Below are 24,771 nucleotides of genomic sequence, written 5' to 3'. Positions count from 1 at the left end.
CCGGATGGCGGACCTCATCCGGAACACGCCACCGCCCCGCGACCCGTTCCGCCTCAGGGCCGGATAGCGGACCTCATCCGGAACACGCCACCGCCCCGCGACCCGTTCCGCCGACCGACGCCCCCCCCCGATTCCCCCGCTCCCCGCCGGGTAGGGGCGCCCCATGAAGATCGGCTACTTCCTGTCCTCCGAGGAGTACGGCCCGCAGGAGCTGCTCGACCAGGCGCGGATGGCGCGCGAGGCCGGCTTCAGCGGCCTGTGGATCAGCGACCACTACCACCCGTGGAACGACGTCCAGGGCGAGTCGGCGTTCGTCTGGTCGATCATCGGCGCGCTGTCGCAGACCGTCCCCGGCATGCCGATCACGACGGGCGTGACCGCGCCGACGGTGCGCATCCACCCGGCGATCCTGGCCCAGGCGGTGGCGACGACGGCGGTGCTGACGGGCGGCGCGTTCCGCTTCGGCGTCGGCACCGGCGAGGCGCTGAACGAGCACGTCCTCGGCGACGCGTGGCCCGAGGCCGACGTGCGCCTGGAGATGCTCGAGGAGGCCGTCGAGCTGATGCGCGAGCTGTGGACCGGCAAGCAGGTCAGCCACTACGGCACGCACTACGCGGTCGAGAACGCGCGGATCTACACGCTGCCCGAGAAGACGCCCGAGGTGTACGTCTCGGCGTTCGGGCCCAAGGCGGCGGGCGTCGCGGCGCGGATCGGCGACGGGTTCTGCACCGTCGGTCCCGAGAAGGAGCTGATCCAGAAGTTCCGCGCGGGCGCGAAGGACGGCGCGGTCGTCCAGGCCGGCCTGAAGGTGCGCTACTCGTCCGACGCGGCCGAGGCGCGGGCGACCGCCCACCGGCTGTGGCCGAACGACGCGCTCCCCGGCGAGCTGGCGCAGATCCTGCCCACCCCGGCGCACTTCGAGCAGGCCGCCGAGCTGGTGACGGAGGAGCAGGTCGCCGAGACGATCGCCTGCGGGCCGGACATCGACCTGCACCTGGAGCGGATCCAGGCCTACGCGGACGCGGGCGTCGACGAGCTGTACGTGCAGCAGGTCGGCGGCGGCCACGAGGAGTTCTTCGCCGCCTACCGCGAGCACGTCCTGCCGACGTACCACTGAGCCGGGCGGACGCCCGCGACCCGCCGAGCGGGTCGGGCCGCCGCGGCGGCCCGACCCGCGGCGGGACACCCGCCGCGCCGTGGGAGACCCGCCGCGCGGGCCCGGCCGCGGCGGAGCGCGCCGCCCGCCCCGCGCCGCTCAGCGCAGCGCGGCCAGGCGGCGGCGCGCGCGGCGCCGCAGCGACGCCCGGCGCCGCGCCGCGGCACGGTCGGCGGCGTCGCCGACCGGCGACGGCGGCGACGCCAGCCGCCCGGCGTTGAAGTCGTCCACCAGCGCGGCGACGGTGTCCTGCGAGCACGCCTTGTTCGTGCCGATGAAGCCCGAAGGCCCGCGCTTGATCCAGCCCACGACGTACGTGCCGGGCGCGGCGTCTCCCGTCTCGGGCACGAGCACGCGGCCGTCGGCGTTGGGCACCGTGCCCGTCGCGGCGTCGTACGGCAGGCCGGCCACCGGAAGGCCGCGGTAGCCGATTGAGCTGATCACCAGCCCGGCGTCCAGGCGCTCGCCCGCCCCCGGGTCGTCCGGCTCGGCACCCGTCCGCCGCAGCTCCACGGCCGCGGCCGCGCCGTCGCCCGCGATCGCCGTCGGCGTCAGGCCGAAGCGCAGGGTGATCCGCCGCCGCGCGCCCGCCGGCGGGCGCAGGCCGGCCAGCAGCTCGAGCTTCGCGTCGCCGCCGGTCTCGGCCGGCAGCTCGCCCGCCCCCACGCCCAGCGCGACGCCCGGCGTGGCGCTCAGGCCGACGAGCTCGGGCAGCGTGAAGGCCGCGTGCTCGGCGCCGCGCCGGCCGACGACGACGACCTCCTCGATCGCGCTCCGCCGCAGCGCCCGCAGCGCGTGCGGGGCGATCTCGCTGTCCGCGAGGCTGTCGGGGTCCGCCGTGAGGATGCGGGCGACGTCCAGGGCGACGTTGCCGTTGCCGATGACCACCGCCCGCCGCGACGTCAGGTCGACGGCGCGATCGACGTGGTCGGGGTGGCCGTTGTACCAGCCGACGAGCTCGGTGGCCGACAGCACGCCGGCCTGGTCGGCGCCGGGGATCGTCAGCCGCCGGTCCGCGGCCGCGCCCACGGCGTAGATCACGGCGTGGTGGCGCTCCAGCAGCTCGGCGTGCGTGACGTCCTTGCCGACCTCGACGCCCGTGTGCATCGTCAGGCCGCGGTGCGCGCGGACCAGGTCGAAGTGACGCGACACGCGCCGGGTGCGGCGGTGGTCCGGCGCCACGCCCGTGCGCACCAGGCCGTACGGCGTGGGCAGCCGCTCGTACACCGAGACGTGGGCGCCGGGGATCGTCAGGACCTCCTCGGCCGCGTACATCGCCGCGGGGCCGGACCCGACGATCGCCACGCGCAGCGGCTCGCGGTCGCGCACCGTCAGCGGCGGGCGGACGGGCGCCAGCTTCGCCCGCTCGCGCGGCTCGCGGTGGTACGCCGCGTTGATCAGCTCGAACGCCCGCTCGTCGGCCGTCAGCTCGGAGTGCGGCTTGATCGCGTCGACGGGGCACGCCGACGTGCACGCGCCGCAGTCCACGCACGTCGTCGGGTCGACGTGGAGCATCTCGGCCAGCTCGAACGCGGGGTCGTCCGGCGTGGGCTGGATGCAGTTGACGGGGCAGGCGTAGACGCACGACCCGTCGCCGACGCAGGACTGCGTGACGACGTGCGGCATCAGGACACCAGGGTCGCGCGGCGGTCGGGCTCGCCGCGGTAGCGGGAGGGCTCGCCGTCGATGCCCAGGCGCCGCCACACGCGGCGGGCCAGCGGCGTCATCAGGCCGATCTCGGTCGCCAGGGCGCGCATGTCGCCGAAGTACGACGCCATGATCCGCTTGGAGTGCGGGCTGTCCCAGAACGCCTCGCGGAAGACGTCGTCCGGGATCCCGAAGCGCCGCTGGACCGACCGCGGCATCGTCATGATCTCGCCGGCCAGCGACCGCATGATCACGGGGAACGCGACGGAGAGGATCGCCTTCTGCCGGCGCTTCAGCTGCGGCACGTACAGGCGCAGGAACTCGTCCGCGAACGAGATGTGGCGCGCCTCCTCGGCGATGTGGATCTCCATCGCGCGCAGGACGGCGGGCGGCAGGGCGATCTTCTCGCGCAGGATCGACTTCTGGAAGTGGTCGATCGGCTCCTCGCCGGCGAGGATGCCGATCATCAGCACCACGGGGAAGTAGCCGCCCAGGTAGCCGAGCGTCGACGACGTGGCGCGGAAGTGCGGCCGCATCCCGGGGACGTCCGCGCCGGCCCGGTTGACGAGCTCCTGGAACATCTGGATGTGGTTGCACTCCTCCGTCATCTCGTGGAGGCAGTAGCGGAACTCGGGCGAGCCGTTCGGCAGCGCCATCGCGTAGTGCATCAGTCCGCGGATGAGGATCGACTCGAACGCGCCGCCGACCTTGACCGAGTTCATCAGCCGCCAGCGGCCGATCTCGATCCGCCGCTCGAGCGGCTGCGCCTGGTACCAGGCGGTCGCGCCGAGCGGATCGACGCGCGGGTCCAGGACCCAGCGCTCGTCCTTCGGGTCCATCTGCATCTCGGGCGCGTCCCACGCGATGTCCTCGTAGGGGTCGAAGTGCACGTGCACCGACCCCTCGGACAGCGTGCGCAGCATCGCCTCGTAGGCCTCGCGCTCGCCCTGCTTCCGCGGCGCTGTGGTCGTGGTGCCCATCGTTCTCGCCTCGCTCGTCGGGGGATTCCTGCCGTGGCGTGCGCCGGGGCCGCGCGGGGTGCCGGGGCACCGGGACGGGTCGACGCTTCCTACGGCTCCGTAGTAAAGCAGAGCTACGGCGCCGTAGGAAGAGGTCGGGCGAGATGGGCGGAAACGACCAGGCGGGACGGCGCGACGCCCGTGTGCGACGCGGTGCGCCCGAGCCGTCGGAGGCCGCCGGGGCGGGGCGGCGGGGCGCCCGGGCCGGACGCCCCCGTCCCGCGGGCGCGGCCCGCGGGTACCCTGGGGCGCGTATGCCCCGCCGCTGGCGCATGCCGCTGCTGCTCCTCGGCGCCCTCCTGACCGTCGGCGTCGTCCTGCTGCCCGAGATCCTCGGGCCGGGGGTGCTCACGTGCGCGCCCGCCGTGGCGCTCGTCCTGGCGCTCGCGCTGCACCGCTACCCGGGCGAGCGGCGCCTGGTCCGCTGGCTGTCGCGCCGCCGCGGCCGCCGGCGGGTCGCCGTCGTCGTCCTCGGCCGCTCGCGGCGCGGGCACCCGCCGGCGGCGCAGGCCCGCGGCGGGCGGCTCATGGGCACGAGCATGGCGGTGCGGCCGCCGCCCGCGCACGGCTGAACGCGCCGTCCCGCTCCCCGGGACGCCCTCGTCCTCCGCGGCCGCACGGCCCCGCCGGAGGAGCCGCCCCTTCCCGGGCGCAGCCACCCCCGTGCCCGGCCCCCGCCGGGAGAGAGTCGATCCACCATGCCCCTCGTCCTCGCCAGCACCTGGCCGGCGCAGCTCGCCGTCGTCGTGCCGATCGTCGCCGCCTACGGCGCCCTGTTCCTCGTCCTCGTCCGCAACGCCCGACGCGCCCCAAGCGGCGCCCGCGTCGGCTGGACCCACGTGCTGCCGTTCGTCGCGGGCGTGCTCGCCGTGCTGGCCGCCGGCGCGCCGCCGCTGTCCCGGACCGCCGACGACACCCTGCTGGGCCACATGCTCCAGCACGTGCTGCTCGCCGACGTCGCCGGGGCGCTGCTCGTGCTCGGCCTGCGGGCGCCGCTGCTGTCCCTGGGCCTGCCGCGCCCGCTGCTGCGCGCCGTCGCGCCGGGCGGCCGGTGGGGCGGGGCGGTGCGCCGCCTGACCAGCCCGTGGCTCGCCGTCGGGCTGTTCGCGGCGATGCAGTGGACGTGGGCCGTGCCCGCGCTGCTCGAGGCGACGGCGCAGAGCTCGGCGCTGCACCTGCTCCAGCACGCGCTGCTCTTCTACTCCGGCCTGCTCCTGTGGTGGGTCGTGATCGACCCGCTGGGGCACCGGCGGCACGCGCCGGGGATCCACCGCGTCGTCCTCGTGGGCCTCTCGCGCCTGGCCACGGTCGCCGTCTGCCTGCCCCTGACCTTCCTGAACACCGAGCTGTTCCCCGACTACGCCGCGAAGGCGGTGGCCCGCGGGCAGGATCCGATCGTGCAGCAGCAGCTCGCCGGTGCGGCGATGTGCCTGCTGGAGGTCGTCGTCTTCGGGCTGGCGATCGGCGCGGTGCTGATCGACGCGCTGCGCCGCGAGGAGCGCCGGCACCGGCTGAGCGAGCGCGCCGTCCGGCACACCTGAACGGCCGCGGGGGGGGGACGGTCGCGCCCGTCCCCCCCGCCCCGGCGCTACGCGTCGCGTGCCGTCGGCGCGGGCCCCTCGCCGGGCGGCCAGACGTCCGCGTCGGGATCGCCGGCCAGCCGCCGGCGCCGCACGCGCAACCCGACCCCGAGCAGCGCGACGAGCGCCACGCCCGTCGCGGCCAGCAGCGCCACGGGCGGGCCGCCGTCCTTGCGCAGCGGGTCCACGGCGACGCGCCCGGTCCCGCGCGGACCGGCGATGTCGACGACGATCCGCTGCTGGCCGACGGTGAACGCGTCCTTCACCGGGACGATCGCCTCGTAGCCGCCGGCGATCTCCTCCACGCGCGGCCGGACCGTGCGGCCGTCGGCGGTGACGGTCGTGCGCACCCGGGCGTCGGTGATCGGCGTGTTCGTGTCGACGCTCGACAGGTAGACCGTGACGTCGATCGCGGGCGGCCGGCCCTTCTCCACGAGCGGGGCGGCCATGACCTGGGTGCGGTACGGGCCGGCGATCGCCGAGCCGAGCAGGATCCCCCCGTGCGCGCCCGCCGTCGCCGGCGCCGCGCCGGCCAGGGCGAGCGCCGCCGCGAGCGCCGCCGCCGCGCGCCTCACGCCGCCCACCCCGCCAGTCCCGGGCAGATCCGCGACGGCCGCGGCGGCACGAGGTAGTTGCCGCGCGCCGTGACGGTGATCCACTCGTTGATCCCGTTGTTGACCTGCGCGCCCACGCCGGCCTGAGCGTTCTGGGCGCGCGCGGCGTTCATCGCCTCGCGCGTGGCCTCGAAGTCCGCGATCGACCGCTGCAGCGCGACGAAGTGCACCTGCGCGGCGTCGCCGTCGGCGGAGTCGAAGTCGCGGCGGATGATCCGCGGCCGGCCGTTCCGGCGCACGGACGCCATCGACTCGCTGTGCCCCACGACGCCGTGGCGCCGGGCCACCGCGGCCAGGTCGCGCGCCGGCTCGTCGAAGCCCTCGGGGTGCCGCGCGACGTCGGCGGGCGTGCGGTCGGCGGCGAAGATCCGCCGCACGCGGCCGGCGGCGTCGACGCCGTGGTACCAGGTGTCCAGGGTCAGGTCCATCGCAGAGACGTGCATCGTCGTGCCGCCGGCCCAGGGCCCGTCGGCGATCGTGACGTCGTCCTCCGTCGCCTGGTTCTTGCGCAGCCCGGACTGGAAGCCCATGTAGAGCGGGGCATCGCGCGCGATCGGGCGGTCCGTCGGCAGCCCGACGGTCCCGCGCTGGTGCCGGCGCGGCAGCCCCGCGCCGACGAAGCCGGTGCGCCGCTGCGTCGGCCGCAGCAGCCCGGCCAGCGAGACGTCCCCCGCGCCGGGCAGCGCGCCGCCGGCGAAGAGCGCCCGCTCGATCCGGTCGAGCCGCCGCTCGTCGTCGGCGCCCAGGTGGAGGATCGCGACCGGGTCGTCCAGGCGGGGCGCCTCCGTCGGCGACAGGGCGCGCGGCGCGGGGACGGGCGACGGCACCCCCGCGCGGCGGAACCACGCCGGCCCCCAGCCGACGGTGAGCAGCACGCCGTCGGGACCGGGCGGCACCGCGCGCTCCAGGCGCCGCAGCGCCGCCTCGGCCGCCCGCGCGCGGGACGGCGTGGGGTCGGCGGCGAGCGCGCACAGGACCAGGCGCTGGAAGCGCGGCGGCAGGGCGTTGCCGGCGTCGTCGCGGCGCAGGTGCGCGTCCCACGCGTGCTGGCGGGGATCGCGGACCGCGGCCGGCGGCAGGGGCGCCGCGGCCGGGTCGTCGCCGCCGCGGGTCGCCGCGACGGCGGCCCCGGCGCCGGCGACGCCCGCGGCCGCGCCGCCGAACAGCAGCCGGCGCCGGGTGGTCCTCATCGGGCGTCGCCCTCCCAGGTGAACGGGATCTCGGCGCGGGTCGTGGCCGTCCAGCGCTTCGCCACGTCGCCGTGCCGGCCGATCATCGGGGGCCCGACGACGAGCTGCGCGGTGTACTTCCCGGCCTTCGGGATGGTGACGTTGTCGCCGTAGTGCAGGCCCATCCCCATGCCGATCATGGGGTACTGCGGCCCGGACGAGACGACCTTGCCGGCGGCGTCGACGATGCGCAGCGTGATCGTCGCGTCGGGCAGCCGGTCGCCCGTCTCGGCGTCGGAGAGCATGAGCATCACGTGGGCGTTCTCGCCCTTGCGCGGGCGGTGGGTGACGAAGCGCCCGCCCTCGGGGACGGTGAACGTCGTCGGGTCGGACACGTCCAGCTCGACCTTGCGGTCGCCGGCCGTGGCGGTGCCCAGGCGACGCATCTGCATCGTCGACGCGTGCGCCTGCTGGTCGGCCTGGCTCGGCGGGGCGCCGGTGGTGCCGCCCATGTCCATGCCCTCCATGTCGTGGCCGGCGTGCGCGCCGGCGGTGGTGCCGGACGCCTGGACGCGGCCGTCGTCGTCGCTGCCGCCGCAGCCGGCGACGGCGCCGGCCAGGGCGAGGGCCGCCGCGGCGGCCAGGGCGGTGGTGCGGGTGGGGGTCATGCGGGGTCCTTCGGGTCGGGAGCGGGGAGCGGGGTCGGGGGCGCCGGCGGGCCGGCGGTCGGGGGCGGTCATCGGGCCGCGGGGCGCCGGCGGCGCACGAGCGCCAGCAGGCCGTCGAGGAGGAGGAAGGCGACGAGGGTGACGCCGAGCGGCGGGATGAACCAGCCGGCGAGCGCCGCGGCGGCGACGAGCAGGACCAGGCCGGGGGTCGGCAGCTGGCGCCACGTGCCGCGCGGCACCGGGCGGCCGACCGCCAGGCGGGGCCCGCCCTTCGGCCGCCGCTGCCACCACATGCGGTAGCCCAGGACGATCAGCACGAGCAGCGCGATCGCGAGGGCGGCGAGCGCCAGCTGGTTCCAGATCCCGAACAGCAGGCCCATGTGGGCGTCGACGCCCCAGCGGGCGAGCTTGGCCGCGAGCGGCCAGTCGGCGAAGCGCGAGACGTCCGTGATGCGGGTCCCGCCGGCGTTGACGGCCACGGCGTCCTGCCGCTCGGGCCAGGTGCGGCGGACCTCCTTCACGGCCCAGCGCGCGCCGTCGGTCGCGGGGGGCGTCACCTCGAGCGGCGCGACCAGCCCGGCCGTCCCGGCGGTGCGCACCGCGTCGTCGACCGCCGACCAGCGGGTGCTCTCCGCGTCGGGGCTGAGCGGCGCGCCGGCCCCTCCGCCCTCGCCGTGGCCCGCGTGGCCGGCGTGCTCGCCGCCCGCGCCCGCGCCGGCGTCGACGGCCGGCGTCTGCCAGTTCAGGTCCTGGCGCAGCGCGGTGACGTGGTCGCCGGTGTGCTTCGACCACGTCAGGCCGGTCGCGGACAGCGCGAGCAGGCCGAGGGCCGCGACGACGCCCACCCACGCGTGGCGGCGGACCGTGACGCCGCGCCCGCCGGAGGGGCGGCGCCGGCGGGCCGCGCGGCCGCGGCCGAACCACAGGACGAGCCCGCCGAGCACGACGACCCACAGCCACGCCGCGGCGGTCTCGCTGTACAGGCGCCCGGTCTCGCCCAGGTGCAGGTGGCGGTGGAGCTCGTCGACCCACGCGCGCAGCGGCAGCCACTCGCCCGACGTGAGCAGGGCGCCGCGGACCTCGCCGCGGTACGGGTCGACGAAGACGGTGCGCTGGCGGGCCTCGGGCAGGCCGTCGACGTCGAGCACGACGCGGGTCGTGGCGTCCCGCTCGGGCGCGGGCCGGACCGTCGCGATGGTGCCCTCGGGGTGGGCGGCGCGGGCGGCGCGGATCTGGTCGACGAGGGGGAGCGGCCGGGCGCCGGCGGGCGGGTCGACGCGCAGCTCGTGCCGGTAGACGAGCGGCTCGAGCTGCGGCGTGGCGACGTAGAGCAGGCCGGTCACGCACGCCACCACCAGGAGCGGGGCGACGAGGATGCCGGCGTAGAAGTGCAGGCGCAGCGCGAGCGGGCGGACGGAGCGTCGGCGGCCGCGTGGCGCGGCCGGACGGGACGGGACGGGGTCGGGGGACGGCCCGGCAGGGGCCGCGGCGGGATCGATCTGGGTGGTCATGGGTGACGTCGGGTCGCGGTGACGGGCGAGAGCGCGCGAGACGGCCGCGGCGTCCGGCCGGCGCGGGCGGGCCCAGCGGCGGGGATGCGCGGCGCGGCGGGCCGCGGCGTCGGGGGACGTGCGCGGTCGCCGGTCGTCGGCGCGTGCGGGCCGGCCGGCCGCGGCGGGGCGCGGGCGGTCGGGCGCACGGCGCCCTCGGTGGGGGGGGGTCACGGCGCGGCCGCGGCGGGCGGCGGCGCGCGGGCGCGCAGAGGCGCCCGGTCCGGGGACGGACCGGGGGTCAGCGCGCGGCGACGGCCGCGGGCGGCGGCCGCATCGCGAGCGCGAAGGCGCGCGTGACGCCCGTGGGCCGGGCGACGTCGGGCAGGACGGGGCGCGGCAGGCGTCCCGGGGCGCGCACGCGGCGAGCCCGCAGGCGGCGGGCGCGGGCGCGGGCGAGCGCCTCCTCGCCGGGGAACACCCCGACGACGAGGATCAGCACCAGCAGCAGCGCCGGCGCCAGGAGCAGCGCCGTCCCGGGCGCGACGAGCGTCGCCACGCCGAGCGCGCAGAGCACCGCGACCGCGGCGCACCAGCGCGAGATGAGGGACGGGTTGCGCACCGGGGGCGACTGTAGCCCACCGGGGCCGCCCGCCGGCCCCCGCTCGGGCGCGGGGGGCGAGCCCGCGCCGAGCGCCGCGCCGCCCGGCGCGGCCCGCGCCGCCGGCCCGGGCATCCGGATCGCCCCGCGTCGGCCCGTGGCCCAGACGGCTGGCGCGTCCTCCTCCGGTATCGTCCCGCCGCGAGCCAGTCGTACCCAGCGATGGGTCAGGGAATCCGGTGCGACTCCGGAGCTGACGCGCAGCGGTGAGGGGGACGGGCGGGGCATCGGCCACTGGACCGGCAGGTCCGGGAAGGCGCCCCGCGCGGACGAACCCGAGTCCGAAGACCTGCTGGCTCGCGGCCCTCGTGCGCGCCTCCGCGCCGCGCCGGCCGGATCGCCAACCGGGCTCCGCGTACGAGCCCCCGCATCGAAGGACACCGCGTGACGCCACGCCCCGCCCGCCGCCCGGGCACCCCCGTCTCACCCGCATCCCGCGCCCGCCGCGTCGGGGCCCTCGCGTGCGTCGCCGCCCTGGCGGCCGCCCCGCTCGCCGGCTGCGGTGGCGGTCGCGACGCCGCCCCCGCCCCCGCCGCGACCGCCGCGGCCCCGGCGACGCGCTACCCCGTCACGGTCCGGACCTGCGGCACCGTCACCGTCGAGCGCCCCGTCGAACGCGCCGTCGCGATCAGCCAGCCCGCGATCGAGATGCTGCTCAGCCTGGGCCTGCAGGACCGCATGGCCGGCGCCGCCGGGTGGAACGACCCGGTCCTGCCGCGCCTGCGCGCCGCGAACGCCACGGTGCCGCAGCTCGGCAGCAGGTTCCCGTCCTTCGAGCGGGTGCTGCAGCAGGAGCCCGACCTCGTCTACTCCACGTTCGCCTACGGGTTCACGGACGAGGGTGTCGCGCCGCGCGAGCGCTTCGCCCGGCTGGGCGTGCCGACCTACCTGTCGGCCAGCGAGTGCACCGGCCAGGACGCGCGCCAGACGCGGCGCCTCGCGTTCTCCGACGTCTTCCGCGAGGTCACGGACGTGGCGACGCTCTTCGACGTCCGCGATCGCGGCGACCGGCTCGTCGCCGAGCTGCGCCGGCGGCTGCGCACCGCCGCCGGGGACCTGGACGCCCGGGGCGTGTCCCTCGCCTGGTGGTACGCCGGCACCCGGACGCCCTACATCGCCGGCTGCTGCGGCGCGCCGGGGATGATCACCCGCCAGGTCGGGGCGAGGAACGCGTTCGAGCGCAGCCGGCAGCTGTGGCCGGAGACGAGCTGGGAGGCGATCCTCGAGGCGGATCCCACGGTCCTGGTGCTCGCCGACCTGACCCGCGGCGACGACGGCGACAGCGTCCGCGACAAGCTCGCCTTCCTGCGGCGCGACCCGGTGGCCCGGCGGCTGACGGCAGTCCGGAAGCGGCGCCTGATCGTCGTGACGGGCTCGGACATGGACCCGTCGCTGCGCACCGTGGACGCGGTGGAGAAGGTGGCGGCCGGCCTGCGGAAGCTGGGGGTGGCGCGATGACCGCCCGCCCGTCGGCCCCGGCCTTCGCGGCCGACGTCCTCGACCGCTGGGACGCCCAGCAGGCCGCCTACGTCGCCGACCGCGAGGGCCGCTTCCGCGCGATGCTCGACGTGCTCGCGCTCAGCGTCCCGGAGGACGCTGTCGTCGTCGACCTGGCGTGCGGCCCCGGGTCGCTCGCCCACCGCGTGCTGGAGCGCCTGCCCGGCGCGCGGGTGGTGGCCGTCGACGTGGACCCGCTCCTGCTGGCCGTGGCCGCCGACCGGCTCGGCCCCGAGCACGGGGCGCGGCTGACGCTCGTCGACGCGGACCTGGCCACCCCCGGGTGGTCCGCGACGCTGGCCGACGCCCTCGCGGGCGCTACGCCGCACGCCGTCGTCTCCAGCACCGCCCTGCACTGGCTGCCGCCCTCCGGGCTGCTGGACGTCTACGCCGAGGCCGCGACGCTCCTGCCGCCCGGCGGCGTGCTGCTCAACGGCGACCACTTCCGGTTCGACGACCGCTCGCCCGCGCTGCGCCGGCTCGCCGCCGCGCACGACGAGGCGACCCAGCGGGCGGCCTTCGCGGCGGGCGCGCCGACGTGGGACGCGTGGTGGGACGAGGTGCGCTCGGCCCCCGGCGCCGCGCCGCTCGCGGCCGAGCGCGACCGGCGCTTCGCCGACCGCCCGGCCCCGCCCGCCACGGCGGTCGACCTGCACCTGGCGGCCCTCGCGCAGGCCGGCTTCGCGCAGGCTGGAACGGTCTGGCAGCTGCTGGACGACTACGTCGTGCTGGGGGTCCGATGAGCACGCCGAGCCCCGCCCGCCCGCGGCCGGCGGGCCGCCGCCGCACGCCGCGCCGCCCGGCCGCGGTCCTCGCCGCCCTCGCCTGCGCCGGCCTGCTCGCCGCCTGCGGCGGCAGCGACGACGGCGCGCCCGCCGGGGGCCGGACGGCCGCGTCCGGCGTCGGCGGCGCGCGCACGACGTACCCGCTGACGCTGCGGGACAACTGCGGCCGCGACGTCACCGTCGACCGTCCGCCGCGGCGCGCCGTCTCGGTCAACCAGGGGTCGACCGAGATCCTGCTCTCGCTCGGCCTGGCGGACCGGATGGTGGGGACGGCGACGTGGACGGACGCGATCCGCCCGAACCTCGCGAAGGCGAACGCCCGCGTGCCGCGGCTGGCCGACAACGAGGTCGCGTACGAGCGCGTCCTGGCCCGCGACCCGGACATCGTCACCGCGTCGTTCGGGTACGCGCTCGAGGGCGAGGACCCCGACCGCCGCGCGAGCTACGCGAAGCTGGGCGTGCCGACGTACCTGGCGCCGTCCCACTGCGACGGCCGCACGGACGCGAGCGGCGACGGTCCGCGCGACCACCCGCTCCGCATGGCGACGATCCACCGCGAGATCCGCGAGCTCGCCGCGATCTTCGACGTGCGTCCGCGCGGCGAGGCGCTCGTGCGCGACCTGGAGACCCGCCTGGAGCGCGTCCGCGACACCGCCCCGAAGGACCGCGACGTGACCGTGGCGTTCTGGTTCGCGAACACCGAGTCGCCGTACATGGCCGGGTGCTGCGGCTCGTCCGGCATCATGGCCCGGGCGGTCGGCGTGCGGAACGTCTTCGCCGACACGCACACGGAGTGGCCGCAGGTCGGCTGGGAGACCGTCCTGGAGCGCGACCCGACCGTCCTCGTGCTGGGGGACCTGCGCCGGAAGTCGCAGACGGGCGACCGGCTCGAGGACAAGATCCGCTTCCTCGAGACGAATCCCGTGACGAAGCGCCTGACCGCGGTGCGCAAGAAGCGGTACGTGATCATGAACGGCGCCGACATGAACCCCTCGATCCGCACGGTGGACGGCGCCGAGAAGCTGGCCGCCGGCATCCGCGAGCTCGGGCTGGCGGAGTGACGGACGGCCCGCCCCTGGTCCCCGCGCCACCGATCGCGCCGCCGCGGCGCGTCGCGGCGGGGGCGCTGCTCGCCGTCGGAGGGCTGCTCGCGCTGCTGCTGTCGGTCGCCGCCGCGATCACGATCGGCCCGGCCGACCTGGGCGTCGGCGACGTCGTCGGCGTCGTCGGCCAGCACCTGGGCCTGGGCGACGCGGGCCTGTCGCGCATCCAGGACGGGATCGTCTGGGAGCTGCGGCTGCCGCGGACCCTGCTGGCGGCGGTGTGCGGGGCAGGGCTGGCGCTCTGCGGCGCGATCATGCAGTCGCTCCTGCGCAACCCGCTCGCCGACCCGTTCGTCCTGGGCATCTCGTCCGGGGCGTCGACCGGGGCGGTGCTCGTCGTGGTCCTCGGGATCGGCGGCGGGGTGCTGACCCTCTCGACGGGGGCGTTCGCCGGCGCCCTCGCCGCGTTCGCGCTCGTCGTCGTCCTGGCGGCCAGCGCGGGCGGGACGCAGGACCGGGTGGTGCTGGCGGGCGTCGCCGCGACCCAGCTGTTCTCGGCCCTGACGTCGTTCGTCGTGACGTCGTCGGCGGACGCGGAGCAGACGCGCGGCGTGCTCTTCTGGCTGCTCGGCTCGCTCGCCGGGGCGGGATGGACCGACGTGTGGGTGTGCGGGGCGGTCGCGCTCTTCGGCCTGGTCGTCTGCCTGGCCTACGCCCCCGCGCTCGACGCCTTCGCCTTCGGCACCGACGCCGCCGCGACGCTCGGCGTGCCCGTCCGGCGGGTGCGCGCCGGGCTGCTCGTCGTGACGGCGCTGATCACCGCGACGCTCGTCAGCGCCGCCGGCGCGATCGGCTTCGTCGGACTGGTCCTGCCGCACGCCGCGCGCGCGATCGTCGGTCCGGGGCACCGGCGGCTGCTGCCGACCACGGCGCTCGTCGGGGCGATCTTCCTCGTCTGGGTCGACACGGTGGCGCGCACGGTGCTCGACCCGCAGGAGCTGCCGGTCGGCGTCGTCACCGCGCTCGTGGGCGTGCCGGCGTTCGCCGCGATCCTGCGCCGCCGGCGGGTGGTCGCGTGAGCCTCGCCGCCGAGGGGGTGTGCTGGGAGGCCGCGGGGCGGCGGGTCGTCGACGACGTCAGCCTGGACGTGGCGCCCGGTGCGACCGTCGGCCTGCTGGGGCCGAACGGGTCGGGCAAGTCGTCGCTGCTGCGCCTGCTCTCGGGCGTGCGCCGCCCGACCGCCGGGCGGGTGCTGCTGGACGGGCGCGACGTGCAGGGCCTGCGCCGCCGCGAGATCGCGCGGCGCGTGGCGGTCGTCGAGCAGCACGCGACCACCGAGGTCGACCTGACCGTCCGCGAGGTGGTCCGCCTGGGGCGCATCCCCCACCGCGCCGCCTGGGACGGCGAGTCCGAGGACGACCGTGCGGCGATCGCCCTCGCCGTCGAGCGCACCGGCCTGCGCGACCGCCTCGACCAGCGCTGGCACACGCTGTCCGGCGGCGAGCGCCAGCGCGTGCAGATCGCCCGGGCGCTGGCCCAGGAGCCGCGCGAGCTGCTGCTCGACGAGCCGACGAACCACCTGGACGTGCGCCACCAGCTCGACCTGCTCGCGCTCGTCGCCCGGCTGCCCGTGACGAGCGTCGTGGCGCTGCACGACCTGAACCTGGCGGCGATGTTCTGCGACCGCCTCGTCGTCCTCGCGGACGGGCGCGTGGTGGCGGCGGGGACCCCGACCGAGGTGCTGACGCCCGAGCTGATCGCCGACGTCTACGCGGTGCGCGCCGTCGTCACGCCGGACGGCCCCGGCGGCACCCCGTCGGTCCGGTACGTCCCGGGGCCCGTCGGCGGCGCCGATCGCACGGCCGACGAGCACTAGGATCGGCGCCATGCGTGTCCGTCCCCTCGCCCTCGGCGCCCTCGCGGGCGTCGCCCTCCTCGTCCCCGCCGGCGCGAGCGCCGCGACGCCGAAGACGCCCGCCACGACGACGGTCAAGGCGCGCGGGGGCCTGACGAGCGAGACGATGCTCGTCGGCACCGTCAGCTTCACCACGCCGAAGGGCTGGACGGCGAAGAACGACGCCGCCCGCCACACGACCGCCGCGTTCCGCGTCGACGGCCCCGGCGCCTGCCAGGCGCGCGTGTGGGTGAGCGTGCGGGCCGTCGCGACGAGCCGCAACGCCGAGCAGCAGGTCGGCACCGCGACGCCGCTCGGGCACGGCACCCGCCCCGGCGGCGCGTGGGGCATCCTGGGCCCGACGATCGCGGGCGGCGAGGGCGAGCCGCTGCGCACCGGCCTGCTCGGCACCGCGCCCGTCCGGGTGCAGGCGAACCGCTGGGGCCAGATCCGCGTCGAGTCCGACGTCGTCGGCTGCGACCGCGAGTCCGCCGAGGCGACCGGGATGGTGGCGAAGGACGCCACCCTGGTCCGCCAGGCGGCGCACGTGCTGGCGAAGGCACGGACCCGTCTGCGCGTCGTGCGGGTCGACCGCGACTGAGGGGCGGGGCGGGCGTGGCCGCGCGGATCCGCGGGGCCGGCCCGAGGCGGGGGCGGGGCAGGCGGGGTCGCTGCGTCGCCGGTGGGGCTGATCCGCGTTGCCGCGCGGCAGGCGGGGCCGATCCGCGTCGCCCCGCGACAGGCGGGCTCGATCCGCGTCGCCGCGCGGCAGCCGGGGCCGATCCGCGTCGCTTCTCGACGCCGATCGACCCCACCCCGCCCCGACCGACGCACATCGACCCCGCGGCTCGCCGCCACGCGCCTCGCGCGCGGGCCGTGCCCCCGCGCGGCGCCGCTCACCAGGTGGCGGTGTGGCGCTCCATCACGCCGTGCGCCTCGGCCAGGCGCACGCCGCCCGGCAGCGTGCCGGTGAAGGTGCCGAACGGCTGCTCGTAGGCGGAGCGCACGACCAGCGCCTCGTCGCGTCGGGCCCGCGTGGCCTCGGCGGCGAAGCGCAGATCGACGCCGCGGGCGGGGCCTGCGGCGACGGCGGGACCGCGCCCGCCGGGGCCGTTCGCCGCGGCCCCCGCGCCCACCGCCGCGCCCGCGCCCGCCACGGGCCGCGCACCCGCCGCGTCGCCCGCACGCGCGTCGCCCGCGCCCACCGCACCCGCATCCCCCGCGGCCGCGCCCCCCGCGGCGTCCGTCACCGCCGACAGGTCCTCGGCGAACCGCACCGGCGCGACGTGCTGCGGCTGCCCGTCGATCCAGACCGTCCGCTCGCTCGCGGCGGGGTCGTCGTGGATGCCGCGGACCAGGTTCCAGCCGACGGTCCGCCCGGCCTCGTCCGTGCCCACGCCCGCCGACCAGCACCAGGCGGTGTGCCGGGGCGGGTAGCCGCCCGAGTCGTCGACCACGCCCAGCGCGTCGACCGACCACGTGCGCCCGCCGGCCCGGACGGTCCCGCGCACGGGGACCGCCGCGCGCTTGCTCGTCCACGCGTAGGCGCGCCCGTACGGGGTGACGGTCTCGACCGCCGGGATCGCGTCCAGGTCGAGTCGCAGGTCGATCTCGACGGCGCCGTCGCGGACGTGCACCGCGCCGTCCGGCAGCCGCACGCCGGCGTCGCGGCGGCGGGTGCGCTCGTGCAGCCGCCGGCCCTCGCGGTCCCACACGGCCCAGAAGGACTGGTGGATCGGCCCCAGCCGCACGAGCCCCACGCAGACGGACAGCTCCGGCCCGTACACCCCGACGTAGCGCCAGCGCTTGCGCACGCGGCCGGCGTGGACGAGCGGCAGCGGCGCCGGCGGCAGCGCGATCCCGCCGGGACGGTCCCGGCTGCCGGCGAGTCCGCGGTACGGGGCGTCGGGCGTCACGGCGGCGAGTCTCGCGCACCGAGCGCCGCGGCGCCACGCCGGGCACGCGCGGGCCTCGCCGGCGACGAGCGCCCCGTGCACCGCACCCGAGCCGCCGCGCCCGCGACCCGGGTGGCGCTCCGTGCCGCGAGCCACGCCGCGCCCGCGACCCGGGCCGCGGCGCCCGCGCCGGGAGCCGCCGACGCGCCCCGCCCGAGCCGGGCGTCCTCGGGCCCGCTGCTACCGATCTGCGACCGCCCCGACAGCGATTCGCGCGCCTCCGTCCCCACACTCCCTCCCGTGCGCGACGACGAACCCGCCGAGGACGGCACGACGGTCGACGACGAGCCGCCGGCGCGCGGCCCGGACGCCGGCGCCTGCGACCGCGCGGCCGGGCGGCGCACGCGGCTCGATCAGCAGACCGTCGTCGACGGCGCGGACGCCGTCGCCCGCCGCGTCGGCGCCGCCGGGATGACGATGCGCCTGGTCGCCGCGGAGCTCGGCGTGTCCGCGATGGCCGCCTACCGCTACCTGGACGGGCGCGAGCAGCTCGGCGCGCTCCTCCTCGACCGGGTGTTCGCGGGCCTGGACGCCGACGTCTCGCGGCCCCTCGCCGACGTGCTCGACGACGCGGCGCGCGCCCTCGCCGAGCGCCCCGGCCTGGCGGACGAGCTGGTCGAGGACGTCCTCGTCACCCAGCCGCACGTGCGCGCGTGGACCGACGCGCTCGAGCAGCGGCTGCACCGGCCCGGCGCCCGGGCGGCGCTGTGGCTCGTGCGCGGCGCGGCGCGCGACCACGACGCCCGGCCGTGGCTGCGGCTGATGGCCGCCACGCTGGACGACGCCGCCGCCCCGCCCGCCTAGCGGGCCCGGAACGACGACGGCCGCCCCCGGGGGACGGCCGTGCGGTGCGTCGGGCGGGCGGCGCGGTGCCGCCGGCGCTCAGGCCTTCGTGGGGTCCGGGACGATGCGGATGTAGGGCTTCGGCGACTCCCAGCCCTCCGGGTACGTCTCCTTCGCGGCCTCGTCCGAGACGGAGCCGGCGATGATGACGTCGTCGCCCTTCTGCCACTGCGCCGGGGTGGCGACCTTGTGGTTGGCGGTCAGCTGCAGCGAGTCGATGACGCGCAGCACCTCGTCGAAGTTGCGGCCCGTGGTCATCGGGTAGATCAGGACGAGCTTGATCTTCTTGTCCGGCCCGATGACGAAGACGTTGCGCAGCGTCTGGTTCTGCGCGGCCGTGCGCGCCGTCGGATCGCCGGTGACGTCGGCGGGGAGCATGTCGTACGCCTTCGCGACCGCGTGGTCGGTGTCGGCGATGATCGGGTAGTTCGGCGCCGTGCCCTGGGTCTCGCCGATGTCCTCGCCCCACTGCTGCGAGCCCTCGACGGGATCGGTGGAGAGGCCGATGATCTTCACGCCGCGCTTGTCGAACTCGGGCTTGATCGACGCCATGTAGCCGAGCTCGGTCGTGCAGACCGGGGTGAACGCGCGCGGGTGCGAGAACAGCACCGCCCAGGAGTCGCCGATCCACTCGTGGAACCGGATCCGCCCCTCGGTCGTGTCGACCTCGAAGTCGGGTGCGTCGCTGCCGATCGTCAGTGCCATGCTCGTTCTCCCCTTCGGTGTGCGCCGAGGTTCTCGGCAAAGTGGGTCCGCTTTACCGCATTATGCACGCCGCGGGCGCCCGGACGATGCCGTGGCCGCTCGTCCGAGCAGACGGACCGGGTCGGGATCGGGGAACCGCGCCCCCTACCGCACGGCGATCAGCAGCGCGGCGGCGGCCGCGCCGAGCCGCGGACCAGCGCCCCCGCCCCGGACGCGAGCCGGGTGTCCTCTCGCCCGCCGAACCGGACCCGCCGCCCCACCCCCCGACCGGGGGAGTTGCCGGGGTTGGCGTGCGGCCGTACGCGCGGCTCGGGGCCAGAGCTATGCTCCGCGGGCTGCGGCGGGGAGGACGCCCGGAGCCGGCCCGGATCCCGGGACGGCGGGGCGAGGAGCCCGCCGCGTCCCTCGATGGAGAGCGAGCATGACCGAGCCCCTGGCAGCTGAGTTCCCCCCGGTGCCCGACGACGACTGGCGCGCCGCCGCCCGCAAGGCCGCGAAGCTCGCGGACGACGCCCCGACGTCGTCGCGGACGGAGGACGGCCTGGAGGTCGCGTGGCTCTACACGCGCGAGGACGCCCTGGCGCCCGACCCGGGCGGCGTGCCCGGCCGCGCCCCGTTCGTGCGCGGCACCGGCGCCGGCACGGGCGAGGACGAGACGCCGTGGGAGATCCGCCAGGAGCAGACGCACCCCGACCGCCAGGCCGCGAACGCCGCGATCCTGGACGACCTGGAGGGCGGCGCGACGGCCATCGACGTGCGCCCCGACCGCGCCGCGCGCGAGGGCCACGCGCCGGGCACGGACGCCTTCGCCGCCGCCCGCGGCCGCGACGGCGTGATGGTCTCGACCGTCGACGACCTCGACGCCGTGCTGCACGGCGTGCACCTGGACCTGGCGCCCGTCGCCGTCTCGGGCGGCGCGCAGGCCGTCGCCACCGGCGCCCTGCTGCTCGCGCTGCTGCGCCGCCGCGGGATCGATCCGGCGCAGGCGCGCGGGTCGCTGCGGATCGACCCGCTCGGCGCGCTCGCCGCCGACGGCGCGCTCGGCACGGCGCCCGAGGACGCCGTGGCGCTCGCGGGGCGGATCGCCGCGCAGGTCGCCGACGCGTACCCGGGCGTCCGGGCCCTCGCGGTCGACACCCGCGCCTACGTCAACGCCGGCGCCACCCCGGTGCGCGAGCTGGCGATCGCGGTGACCACCGGCGTCGCGTACCTGCGCGCCGCCGAGGCCGCCGGCCTGGAGCCCGCGGTCGCCGCCAGCCAGCTCGAGTTCTCGCTCAGCGTCGGCCCCGACCAGTTCGGCGAGATCGCCAAGCTGCGCGCGTTCCGCCGCCTGTGGGCGCGCGTCCTGGAGCTCTCCGGCGTGCCCGAGGACGGCCGCCGCTCCGTCGTCCTGGCCCGCACGAGCGACCGGATGCTCGCCGGCATCGACCCGTGGACGAACATGCTGCGCGCCACGACGGCCGGCTTCGCGGCCGCCGTCGGCGGCGCCGAGGGCCTGACGGTCGCGCCGTTCGACACCGTCGTCGCCGACGCGGTCGGCGCGGCGAGCCCCGGCCCGCTCGGCCGCCGGATCGCCCGCAACACCCAGCTCATCCTGCAGGAGGAGTCGGGCCTGCGGCGCGTCGCCGACCCCGCCGGCGGCTCGTGGTACGTCGAGTCGCTCACGGACGCGCTGGCGCGCGCGGCGTGGGAGCGCGTGCAGCAGATCGAGGCCGCGGGCGGCGCGCTGCCCGCGCTCGTCGAGGGCCGCTGGGCCGCCGAGCTGGAGGAGCAGGCGGACCGCCGGCGCGGCGAGCTGGCCACCCGCCGGCGCGAGATGACCGGCGTCAACGTCTTCCCCCTGCTCGCCGACGACGGCGTGCACCCCGAGGCCGCGGACCGCGAGGCGCTCGCGGGGACCGAGGCCGACCGCCTGGCGGAGCGCCCCGCGCTGCCGGACGGCGCGCTCGACGCCCCCGCCGCCGACGGCCTGCTCGCCGCCCTGGTCGACGCGGCCGAGGCCGGCGCGCGGGTCGACGAGCTCGCCGTCCTCGCCGGCGGCGGTCCGGTCGACGGCGCCGGCGACCCGGCCGGCCTGCCCGTCCGCCGCGACGCCGAGCCCTTCGAGCAGCTGCGCGCCGCGGCGACCGGCGCGGACGGCCCCGCCGCCGACGCCGCCGCGGTCACCGAGGACGGGCCGACGGTCTTCCTCGCCTGCCTCGGCCCGCTCGCCGCGCACGCCACGCCGGCGACGTGGGCGACGAACGTCTTCGGCGTCGGCGGCATCGCCGCCGTGCAGTCCGCGCCGCTCGACGACCCGGCCGACGCGGGCGCCGCGCTGGCCGAGCACGCCACCCCGCTCGCGGCCGTCTGCTTCGGCCGGGACGAGGAGCCCGCCCGCATCGCCGCCGCGGTGGCGAGCCTGCGCGAGGCGGGCGCCCGCACGGTCTACGTCGTGCAGGGCAGCGCCGAGCAGCAGGACGCGGCCGGCGCCGACGTGGCGCTGCGCCCCGGCGTCGACCTGATCGAGACGCTGGGCGACGCGCTCGCCCAGCTGGGCAGGACCGTCCCCGCCGCGACGAACGGAGCGACCCGATGACCAGCATCCCCGACCTGTCGCAGGCCGCCCTGGGCGGCGTCGTCGACGAGCCGGCCACCGCCGGGGCGATCGAGCAGGCCGCCGAGCGCGCCGCCGGCCGCCCCGCCGACGAGCTGCGCTTCGCCGCGCCCGAGGGCATCGACCTGGGCCCGGCGTACGGCTCTCCGGCGCTCGAGGGCCTGGACCACCTGGACACGCGCCCGGGCTTCGCGCCGTACCTGCGCGGCCCGTACCCGACGATGTACGTCAACCAGCCGTGGACGGTCCGCCAGTACGCGGGCTTCTCCACCGCCGAGGAGTCCAACGCCTTCTACCGCCGCAACCTCGCGGCCGGCCAGAAGGGGCTGTCGATCGCCTTCGACCTGGCCACCCACCGCGGCTACGACTCCGACAACCCGCGCGTGGCCGGCGACGTCGGCATGGCGGGCGTCGCCATCGACTCGATCCTCGACATGCGGACGCTGTTCGACGGCATCCCGCTGGACCGGATGTCGGTGTCGATGACGATGAACGGCGCGGTGCTGCCGATCCTCGCCCTCTACATCCTGGCCGGCGAGGAGCAGGGCGTGCCGGCCGAGAAGCTCTCCGGAACCATCCAGAACGACATCCTCAAGGAGTTCATGGTCCGGAACACGTACATCTACCCGCCCGGACCGTCGATGCGGATCATCTCCGACATCTTCGCGTTCACCTCGCAGGAGATGCCGCGGTTCAACTCGATCTCGATCTCCGGCTACCACATGCAGGAGGCCGGGGCGAGCGCCGACCTGGAGCTCGGCTACACGCTGGCGGACGGCATCGAGTACGTCCGCGCCGGCATCGGGGCGGGCATGGACGTCGACCGCTTCGCGCCGCGCCTCTCCTTCTTCTGGGCGATCGGCATGAACTTCTTCATGGAGGTCGCCAAGCTGCGCGCGGGCCGCCTGCTGTGGGCGAAGCTCATGCGCGAGAACTTCGACCCGCAGAACCCGAAGTCGCTCTCGCTGCGCACCCACTCGCAGACGTCGGGCTGGTCGCTCGCGGCGCAGGACGTCTACAACAACGTCGTCCGCACCTGCGTGGAAGCGATGGCCGCCACGCAGGGCCATACCCAGTCGCTGCACACGAACGCGCTGGACGAGGCGCTCGCGCTGCCGACCGACTTCTCGGCGCGCATCGCCCGCAACACCCAGCTCTTCCTGCAGCAGGAGTCGGGCACGACGAACGTCATCGACCCGTGGGCGGGCAGCTACTACGTCGAGCGCCTGACGGCCGAGCTCGCCACGCGCGCGCTGGCCCACATCGCCGAGATCGAGGAGCTCGGCGGGATGACGAAGGCGATCGACGCCGGCGTGCCGAAGCTGCGCATCGAGGAGTCCGCCGCCCGCACGCAGGCGCGGATCGACTCGGGCAAGCAGACGCTCGTGGGCGTCAACCGCTTCCGGCCGAAGGTCGACGAGCAGATCGACGTGCTGAAGGTCGACAACAAGGGCGTGCGCGCGCAGCAGATCGCGCAGCTCGAGCGGCTGCGCGCCGAGCGCGACGAGGACCGCACCCAGGCGGCGCTGCGCGCGCTGACCGAGGGCGCGGGCCGCGCGTCCACCGGCGCGTCGGCCGGCGAGGGCAACCTGCTGGCGCTGGCCGTCGAGGCCGCGCGGGCGCACGCGACGGTCGGCGAGATCAGCGACGCGCTCGAGCGGGTCTTCGGCCGCCACACCGCCGAGATCCGGTCCATCAACGGCGTCTACCGCAGCGAGGTCGGGGGCATGAGCCAGGCGTTCACGGACACCCAGGCGCTCGTCGAGAGCTTCGAGGAGCAGGAGGGCCGCCGCCCGCGCATCCTCGTCGCGAAGATGGGCCAGGACGGGCACGACCGCGGCCAGAAGGTCATCGCGACCGCGTTCGCGGACCTCGGCTTCGACGTCGACATCGGGCCGCTGTTCCAGACGCCGGAGGAGGTCGCGCGCCAGGCCGTCGAGGCCGACGTCCACGTCGTGGGCGCCTCGTCGCTGGCCGCGGGCCACCTGACCCTGGTGCCGCAGCTGCGCAAGGCGCTGGACGACCTGGGGGCCGAGGACGTGCTGGTCGTCGTCGGCGGCGTCATCCCGCCGCAGGACTTCGACGAGCTGCGCGATGCGGGCGCCGCCGCGATCTACCCGCCCGGCACCGTCATCGGCACCGCCGCCGGCGGCCTGCTGCGGCTGCTCATGGAGAAGCTGGACCTGCAGGTGCCGACCGAGGGCCCGGCCGCCGAGGCCGCGAAGGCCGACCTGATCGACCCCGACGGCGTCGCGGACGAGGGCGCGAAGCCGGCGCCGGAGGCCGAGACGGAGGCGGCGAGCTAGCCGCCGTGCCGCGCAAGCGTCCCTCCGCCGAGGAGTTCGAGGCCGGCCTGCGGGCCGGCGACCGCGTCACCCTGTCGCGGGCGATCACGCTGGCCGAGAGCCGCCTGGCCTCCGACCGCCACCTGGCGCAGGAGGTCATGGCTCGCGTGCTGCCCCGGACCGGCGGCGCGCGGCGGATCGGCCTGACCGGCGTGCCCGGCGCCGGCAAGTCGACGACGATCGAGGCGCTCGGCGTGTGGCTCGTCGAGCGCGGCCACAAGGTCGCCGTGCTGGCGATCGACCCGTCGTCGACGCGGCACGGCGGCAGCATCCTGGGCGACAAGACCCGGATGCACCGCCTGTCCGCGCTCGAGGACGCCTACATCCGCCCCTCCCCCACGTCGGGCGTGCTCGGCGGCGTGGCGCGGCGCACGCGCGAGGCGATGGTGCTGTGCGAGGCCGCGGGCTTCGACGTGATCATCGTCGAGTCCGTCGGCGTCGGCCAGTCCGAGGCCGAGCTGGCCCACCTGGTCGACTGCGTCCTGCTGCTGCTCGTCCCCGGGGCCGGCGACGAGCTGCAGGGCATCAAGCGCGGGATCGTCGAGATCGCCGACGTGATGGTGGTGAACAAGGCCGACGGCGACGCGCTGAAGGCCGCCCGCCGCGCGGCGAGCGACTACCGCCACGCGCTGCGGATGCTGCCCGCGTCCACCCCGGGCTGGAAGACCCCCGTCCTGACGGCCAGCGCCGCCGAGGGCACCGGCCTGGCCGAGACCTGGCAGGCCATCGAGGACCACCGCGCCCACATGGAGGAGTCCGGCGAGCTCGAGCGCCGCCGCGACGCCCAGCAGCTCGGCTGGCTGCGCCAGCAGGTCGAGGAGGCGGTGCTCGAGGCGTTCCACGGCCGGCCCGGCGTGGCCGAGGCGCTGGCGGAGGCCCGGAAGGCCGTGCACGAGCACACGGCCACGGTGCCGCAGGCGGCCGAGGCGGTCCTTCGGGCGGGCTTCGGCGCCGCGGACGCGCCCTCGGCGACCTGAGGGGGCGGGCGGGCGCGGATCGGGCGGGGCGGGCGTCGGGCGGGGCGGGCGGCGGGCGAGGCGCGCGACGTATCCCGGTTCGCCACGCCCTGGGTGGGGTGTTCCGGAGCGGGAGCCGGCGCGGCCG

22 protein-coding genes and 1 riboswitch are annotated in these 24,771 nt (G+C 77.2%); of the genes, 13 read left to right on the top strand and 9 right to left on the bottom strand.

The annotated features are described in order from the left end of the window. Positions 1 to 163 precede the first annotated feature (163 nt). Entirely contained in the window at positions 164 to 1,117 is a 954-nt protein-coding gene (locus J3P29_RS16400) for a TIGR03557 family F420-dependent LLM class oxidoreductase (protein ID WP_246852261.1), read from the top strand. A gap of 138 nt (positions 1,118 to 1,255) precedes the next feature. On the opposite strand, the gene J3P29_RS16395 is transcribed toward J3P29_RS16400, so the two are convergent. After that, positions 1,256 to 2,782: a 4Fe-4S binding protein gene (locus J3P29_RS16395; RefSeq protein ID WP_210495224.1), complete on the bottom strand. Its 1,527-nt coding sequence runs from the start codon at positions 2,780 to 2,782 to the stop codon at positions 1,256 to 1,258. Further along, positions 2,782 to 3,783, bottom strand: coding sequence for a diiron oxygenase (locus tag J3P29_RS16390; protein WP_210495223.1), 1,002 nt, complete (start codon positions 3,781 to 3,783; stop codon positions 2,782 to 2,784). Before J3P29_RS16390 ends, J3P29_RS16395 begins: the two co-directional genes overlap by 1 nt. A 293-nt stretch (positions 3,784 to 4,076) precedes the next feature. On the opposite strand from J3P29_RS16390, the gene J3P29_RS16385 reads away from it, so the two are divergent. Both J3P29_RS16385 and J3P29_RS16380 read left to right on the top strand, forming a co-directional pair. Then, positions 4,077 to 4,394, top strand: coding sequence for a hypothetical protein (locus tag J3P29_RS16385; protein WP_246852260.1), 318 nt, complete (start codon positions 4,077 to 4,079; stop codon positions 4,392 to 4,394). Between the two features lie 126 nt (positions 4,395 to 4,520). Then, on the top strand, positions 4,521 to 5,363 hold the full coding sequence (locus J3P29_RS16380) for a cytochrome c oxidase assembly protein (RefSeq protein WP_210495222.1): 843 nt from the start codon (positions 4,521 to 4,523) through the stop codon (positions 5,361 to 5,363). 47 nt (positions 5,364 to 5,410) lie between these two features. On the opposite strand, the gene J3P29_RS16375 is transcribed toward J3P29_RS16380, so the two are convergent. The 5 genes from J3P29_RS16375 to J3P29_RS16355 form a co-directional block, all read right to left on the bottom strand. Continuing rightward, positions 5,411 to 5,977, bottom strand: coding sequence for a hypothetical protein (locus J3P29_RS16375; protein WP_210495220.1), 567 nt, complete (start codon positions 5,975 to 5,977; stop codon positions 5,411 to 5,413). Continuing rightward, positions 5,974 to 7,206 (bottom strand): hypothetical protein, encoded by a 1,233-nt coding sequence (locus tag J3P29_RS16370; RefSeq protein WP_210495219.1) that lies wholly within the window; start codon positions 7,204 to 7,206, stop codon positions 5,974 to 5,976. The genes J3P29_RS16375 and J3P29_RS16370 overlap by 4 nt, the downstream gene beginning before the upstream one ends. Further along, positions 7,203 to 7,853, bottom strand: coding sequence for an iron transporter (locus J3P29_RS16365; protein WP_210495218.1), 651 nt, complete (start codon positions 7,851 to 7,853; stop codon positions 7,203 to 7,205). The genes J3P29_RS16370 and J3P29_RS16365 overlap by 4 nt, the downstream gene beginning before the upstream one ends. Positions 7,854 to 7,921: 68 nt before the next feature. Next, positions 7,922 to 9,364 carry a PepSY domain-containing protein gene (locus J3P29_RS16360; protein WP_210495217.1) on the bottom strand — a complete coding sequence of 481 codons (1,443 nt, stop codon included), beginning with the start codon at positions 9,362 to 9,364 and terminating at the stop codon, positions 7,922 to 7,924. A gap of 280 nt (positions 9,365 to 9,644) precedes the next feature. Further along, on the bottom strand, positions 9,645 to 9,965 hold the full coding sequence (locus tag J3P29_RS16355) for a hypothetical protein (RefSeq protein WP_349239878.1): 321 nt from the start codon (positions 9,963 to 9,965) through the stop codon (positions 9,645 to 9,647). 169 nt (positions 9,966 to 10,134) lie between these two features. Beyond that, a riboswitch (cobalamin riboswitch) is annotated at positions 10,135 to 10,316 on the top strand. A gap of 72 nt (positions 10,317 to 10,388) precedes the next feature. Between J3P29_RS16355 and J3P29_RS16350 the strand changes: the two genes are divergently transcribed. Genes J3P29_RS16350 through J3P29_RS16325 form a run of 6 tightly spaced genes read left to right on the top strand, consistent with a single transcriptional unit; the run spans position 10,389 to position 15,824 of the window. After that, positions 10,389 to 11,462 (top strand): ABC transporter substrate-binding protein, encoded by a 1,074-nt coding sequence (locus tag J3P29_RS16350; RefSeq protein ID WP_349239877.1) that lies wholly within the window; start codon positions 10,389 to 10,391, stop codon positions 11,460 to 11,462. Next, the gene (locus tag J3P29_RS16345) at positions 11,459 to 12,244 is read left to right on the top strand and encodes a class I SAM-dependent methyltransferase (protein ID WP_210495215.1); all 786 of its coding nucleotides are present in this window, start codon (positions 11,459 to 11,461) and stop codon (positions 12,242 to 12,244) included. The genes J3P29_RS16350 and J3P29_RS16345 overlap by 4 nt, the downstream gene beginning before the upstream one ends. Further along, the gene (locus J3P29_RS16340) at positions 12,241 to 13,347 is read left to right on the top strand and encodes an ABC transporter substrate-binding protein (protein ID WP_210495214.1); all 1,107 of its coding nucleotides are present in this window, start codon (positions 12,241 to 12,243) and stop codon (positions 13,345 to 13,347) included. The genes J3P29_RS16345 and J3P29_RS16340 overlap by 4 nt, the downstream gene beginning before the upstream one ends. 32 nt (positions 13,348 to 13,379) lie before the next feature. Then, entirely contained in the window at positions 13,380 to 14,408 is a 1,029-nt protein-coding gene (locus J3P29_RS16335) for an iron chelate uptake ABC transporter family permease subunit (RefSeq protein WP_349239888.1), read from the top strand. After that, the gene (locus J3P29_RS16330; protein ID WP_349239876.1) at positions 14,405 to 15,205 is read left to right on the top strand and encodes an ABC transporter ATP-binding protein; all 801 of its coding nucleotides are present in this window, start codon (positions 14,405 to 14,407) and stop codon (positions 15,203 to 15,205) included. The genes J3P29_RS16335 and J3P29_RS16330 overlap by 4 nt, the downstream gene beginning before the upstream one ends. Positions 15,206 to 15,215: 10 nt before the next feature. Then, positions 15,216 to 15,824, top strand: a complete 609-nt coding sequence (locus tag J3P29_RS16325) for a hypothetical protein (protein ID WP_210495211.1) — start codon at positions 15,216 to 15,218, stop codon at positions 15,822 to 15,824. A 295-nt stretch (positions 15,825 to 16,119) separates the two neighbouring features. Here the strand turns inward: J3P29_RS16325 and J3P29_RS16320 are convergent, their stop codons facing one another. Next, the gene (locus J3P29_RS16320; protein WP_210495210.1) at positions 16,120 to 17,139 is read right to left on the bottom strand and encodes a DUF2804 family protein; all 1,020 of its coding nucleotides are present in this window, start codon (positions 17,137 to 17,139) and stop codon (positions 16,120 to 16,122) included. 279 nt (positions 17,140 to 17,418) lie between these two features. On the opposite strand from J3P29_RS16320, the gene J3P29_RS16315 reads away from it, so the two are divergent. After that, positions 17,419 to 17,982 (top strand): TetR family transcriptional regulator, encoded by a 564-nt coding sequence (locus J3P29_RS16315; protein ID WP_210495209.1) that lies wholly within the window; start codon positions 17,419 to 17,421, stop codon positions 17,980 to 17,982. Between the two features lie 78 nt (positions 17,983 to 18,060). Here J3P29_RS16315 and J3P29_RS16310 read toward each other — a convergent pair whose 3' ends face one another. Beyond that, positions 18,061 to 18,726, bottom strand: a complete 666-nt coding sequence (locus J3P29_RS16310) for a peroxiredoxin (RefSeq protein WP_210495208.1) — start codon at positions 18,724 to 18,726, stop codon at positions 18,061 to 18,063. Positions 18,727 to 19,147: 421 nt separating this feature from the next. On the opposite strand from J3P29_RS16310, the gene J3P29_RS16305 reads away from it, so the two are divergent. From J3P29_RS16305 to meaB, 3 genes are read left to right on the top strand one after another with little or no spacing between them, the layout of a single operon-like run. Continuing rightward, a complete protein-coding gene (locus J3P29_RS16305; protein WP_210495206.1) occupies positions 19,148 to 21,304 on the top strand; it encodes a methylmalonyl-CoA mutase family protein in 2,157 nt (718 codons plus the stop codon). Then, a complete protein-coding gene (scpA, locus tag J3P29_RS16300) occupies positions 21,301 to 23,628 on the top strand; it encodes a methylmalonyl-CoA mutase (protein WP_210495205.1) in 2,328 nt (775 codons plus the stop codon). Before J3P29_RS16305 ends, scpA begins: the two co-directional genes overlap by 4 nt. Positions 23,629 to 23,633: 5 nt before the next feature. Then, positions 23,634 to 24,644 carry a methylmalonyl Co-A mutase-associated GTPase MeaB gene (gene meaB / locus J3P29_RS16295; protein WP_210495204.1) on the top strand — a complete coding sequence of 337 codons (1,011 nt, stop codon included), beginning with the start codon at positions 23,634 to 23,636 and terminating at the stop codon, positions 24,642 to 24,644. The last annotated feature ends 127 nt before the right edge of the window (positions 24,645 to 24,771 follow it).

Origin of the sequence: Patulibacter sp. SYSU D01012 (genome assembly GCF_017916475.1) — a bacterium.
Classification (GTDB): domain Bacteria; phylum Actinomycetota; class Thermoleophilia; order Solirubrobacterales; family Solirubrobacteraceae; genus Patulibacter.
The sequence above is the reverse complement of the archived record's forward strand: the minus strand, read 5'-3'. Positions and strand labels throughout refer to the sequence as shown.

Bases quoted from the DNA above. Each gene is read 5' to 3' on its own strand.
- J3P29_RS16400 (WP_246852261.1), top strand. From the start codon at position 164: ATGAAGATCGGCTACTTCCTGTCCTCCGAGGAGTACGGCCCGCAGGAG.
- J3P29_RS16395 (WP_210495224.1), bottom strand. From the start codon at position 2,782: ATGCCGCACGTCGTCACGCAGTCCTGCGTCGGCGACGGGTCGTGCGTC.
- J3P29_RS16390 (WP_210495223.1), bottom strand. From the start codon at position 3,783: ATGGGCACCACGACCACAGCGCCGCGGAAGCAGGGCGAGCGCGAGGCC.
- J3P29_RS16385 (WP_246852260.1), top strand. From the start codon at position 4,077: ATGCCCCGCCGCTGGCGCATGCCGCTGCTGCTCCTCGGCGCCCTCCTG.
- J3P29_RS16380 (WP_210495222.1), top strand. From the start codon at position 4,521: ATGCCCCTCGTCCTCGCCAGCACCTGGCCGGCGCAGCTCGCCGTCGTC.
- J3P29_RS16370 (WP_210495219.1), bottom strand. From the start codon at position 7,206: ATGAGGACCACCCGGCGCCGGCTGCTGTTCGGCGGCGCGGCCGCGGGC.
- J3P29_RS16365 (WP_210495218.1), bottom strand. From the start codon at position 7,853: ATGACCCCCACCCGCACCACCGCCCTGGCCGCCGCGGCGGCCCTCGCC.
- J3P29_RS16360 (WP_210495217.1), bottom strand. From the start codon at position 9,364: ATGACCACCCAGATCGATCCCGCCGCGGCCCCTGCCGGGCCGTCCCCC.
- J3P29_RS16345 (WP_210495215.1), top strand. From the start codon at position 11,459: ATGACCGCCCGCCCGTCGGCCCCGGCCTTCGCGGCCGACGTCCTCGAC.
- J3P29_RS16340 (WP_210495214.1), top strand. From the start codon at position 12,241: ATGAGCACGCCGAGCCCCGCCCGCCCGCGGCCGGCGGGCCGCCGCCGC.
- J3P29_RS16325 (WP_210495211.1), top strand. From the start codon at position 15,216: ATGCGTGTCCGTCCCCTCGCCCTCGGCGCCCTCGCGGGCGTCGCCCTC.
- J3P29_RS16310 (WP_210495208.1), bottom strand. From the start codon at position 18,726: ATGGCACTGACGATCGGCAGCGACGCACCCGACTTCGAGGTCGACACG.
- J3P29_RS16305 (WP_210495206.1), top strand. From the start codon at position 19,148: ATGACCGAGCCCCTGGCAGCTGAGTTCCCCCCGGTGCCCGACGACGAC.
- scpA (WP_210495205.1), top strand. From the start codon at position 21,301: ATGACCAGCATCCCCGACCTGTCGCAGGCCGCCCTGGGCGGCGTCGTC.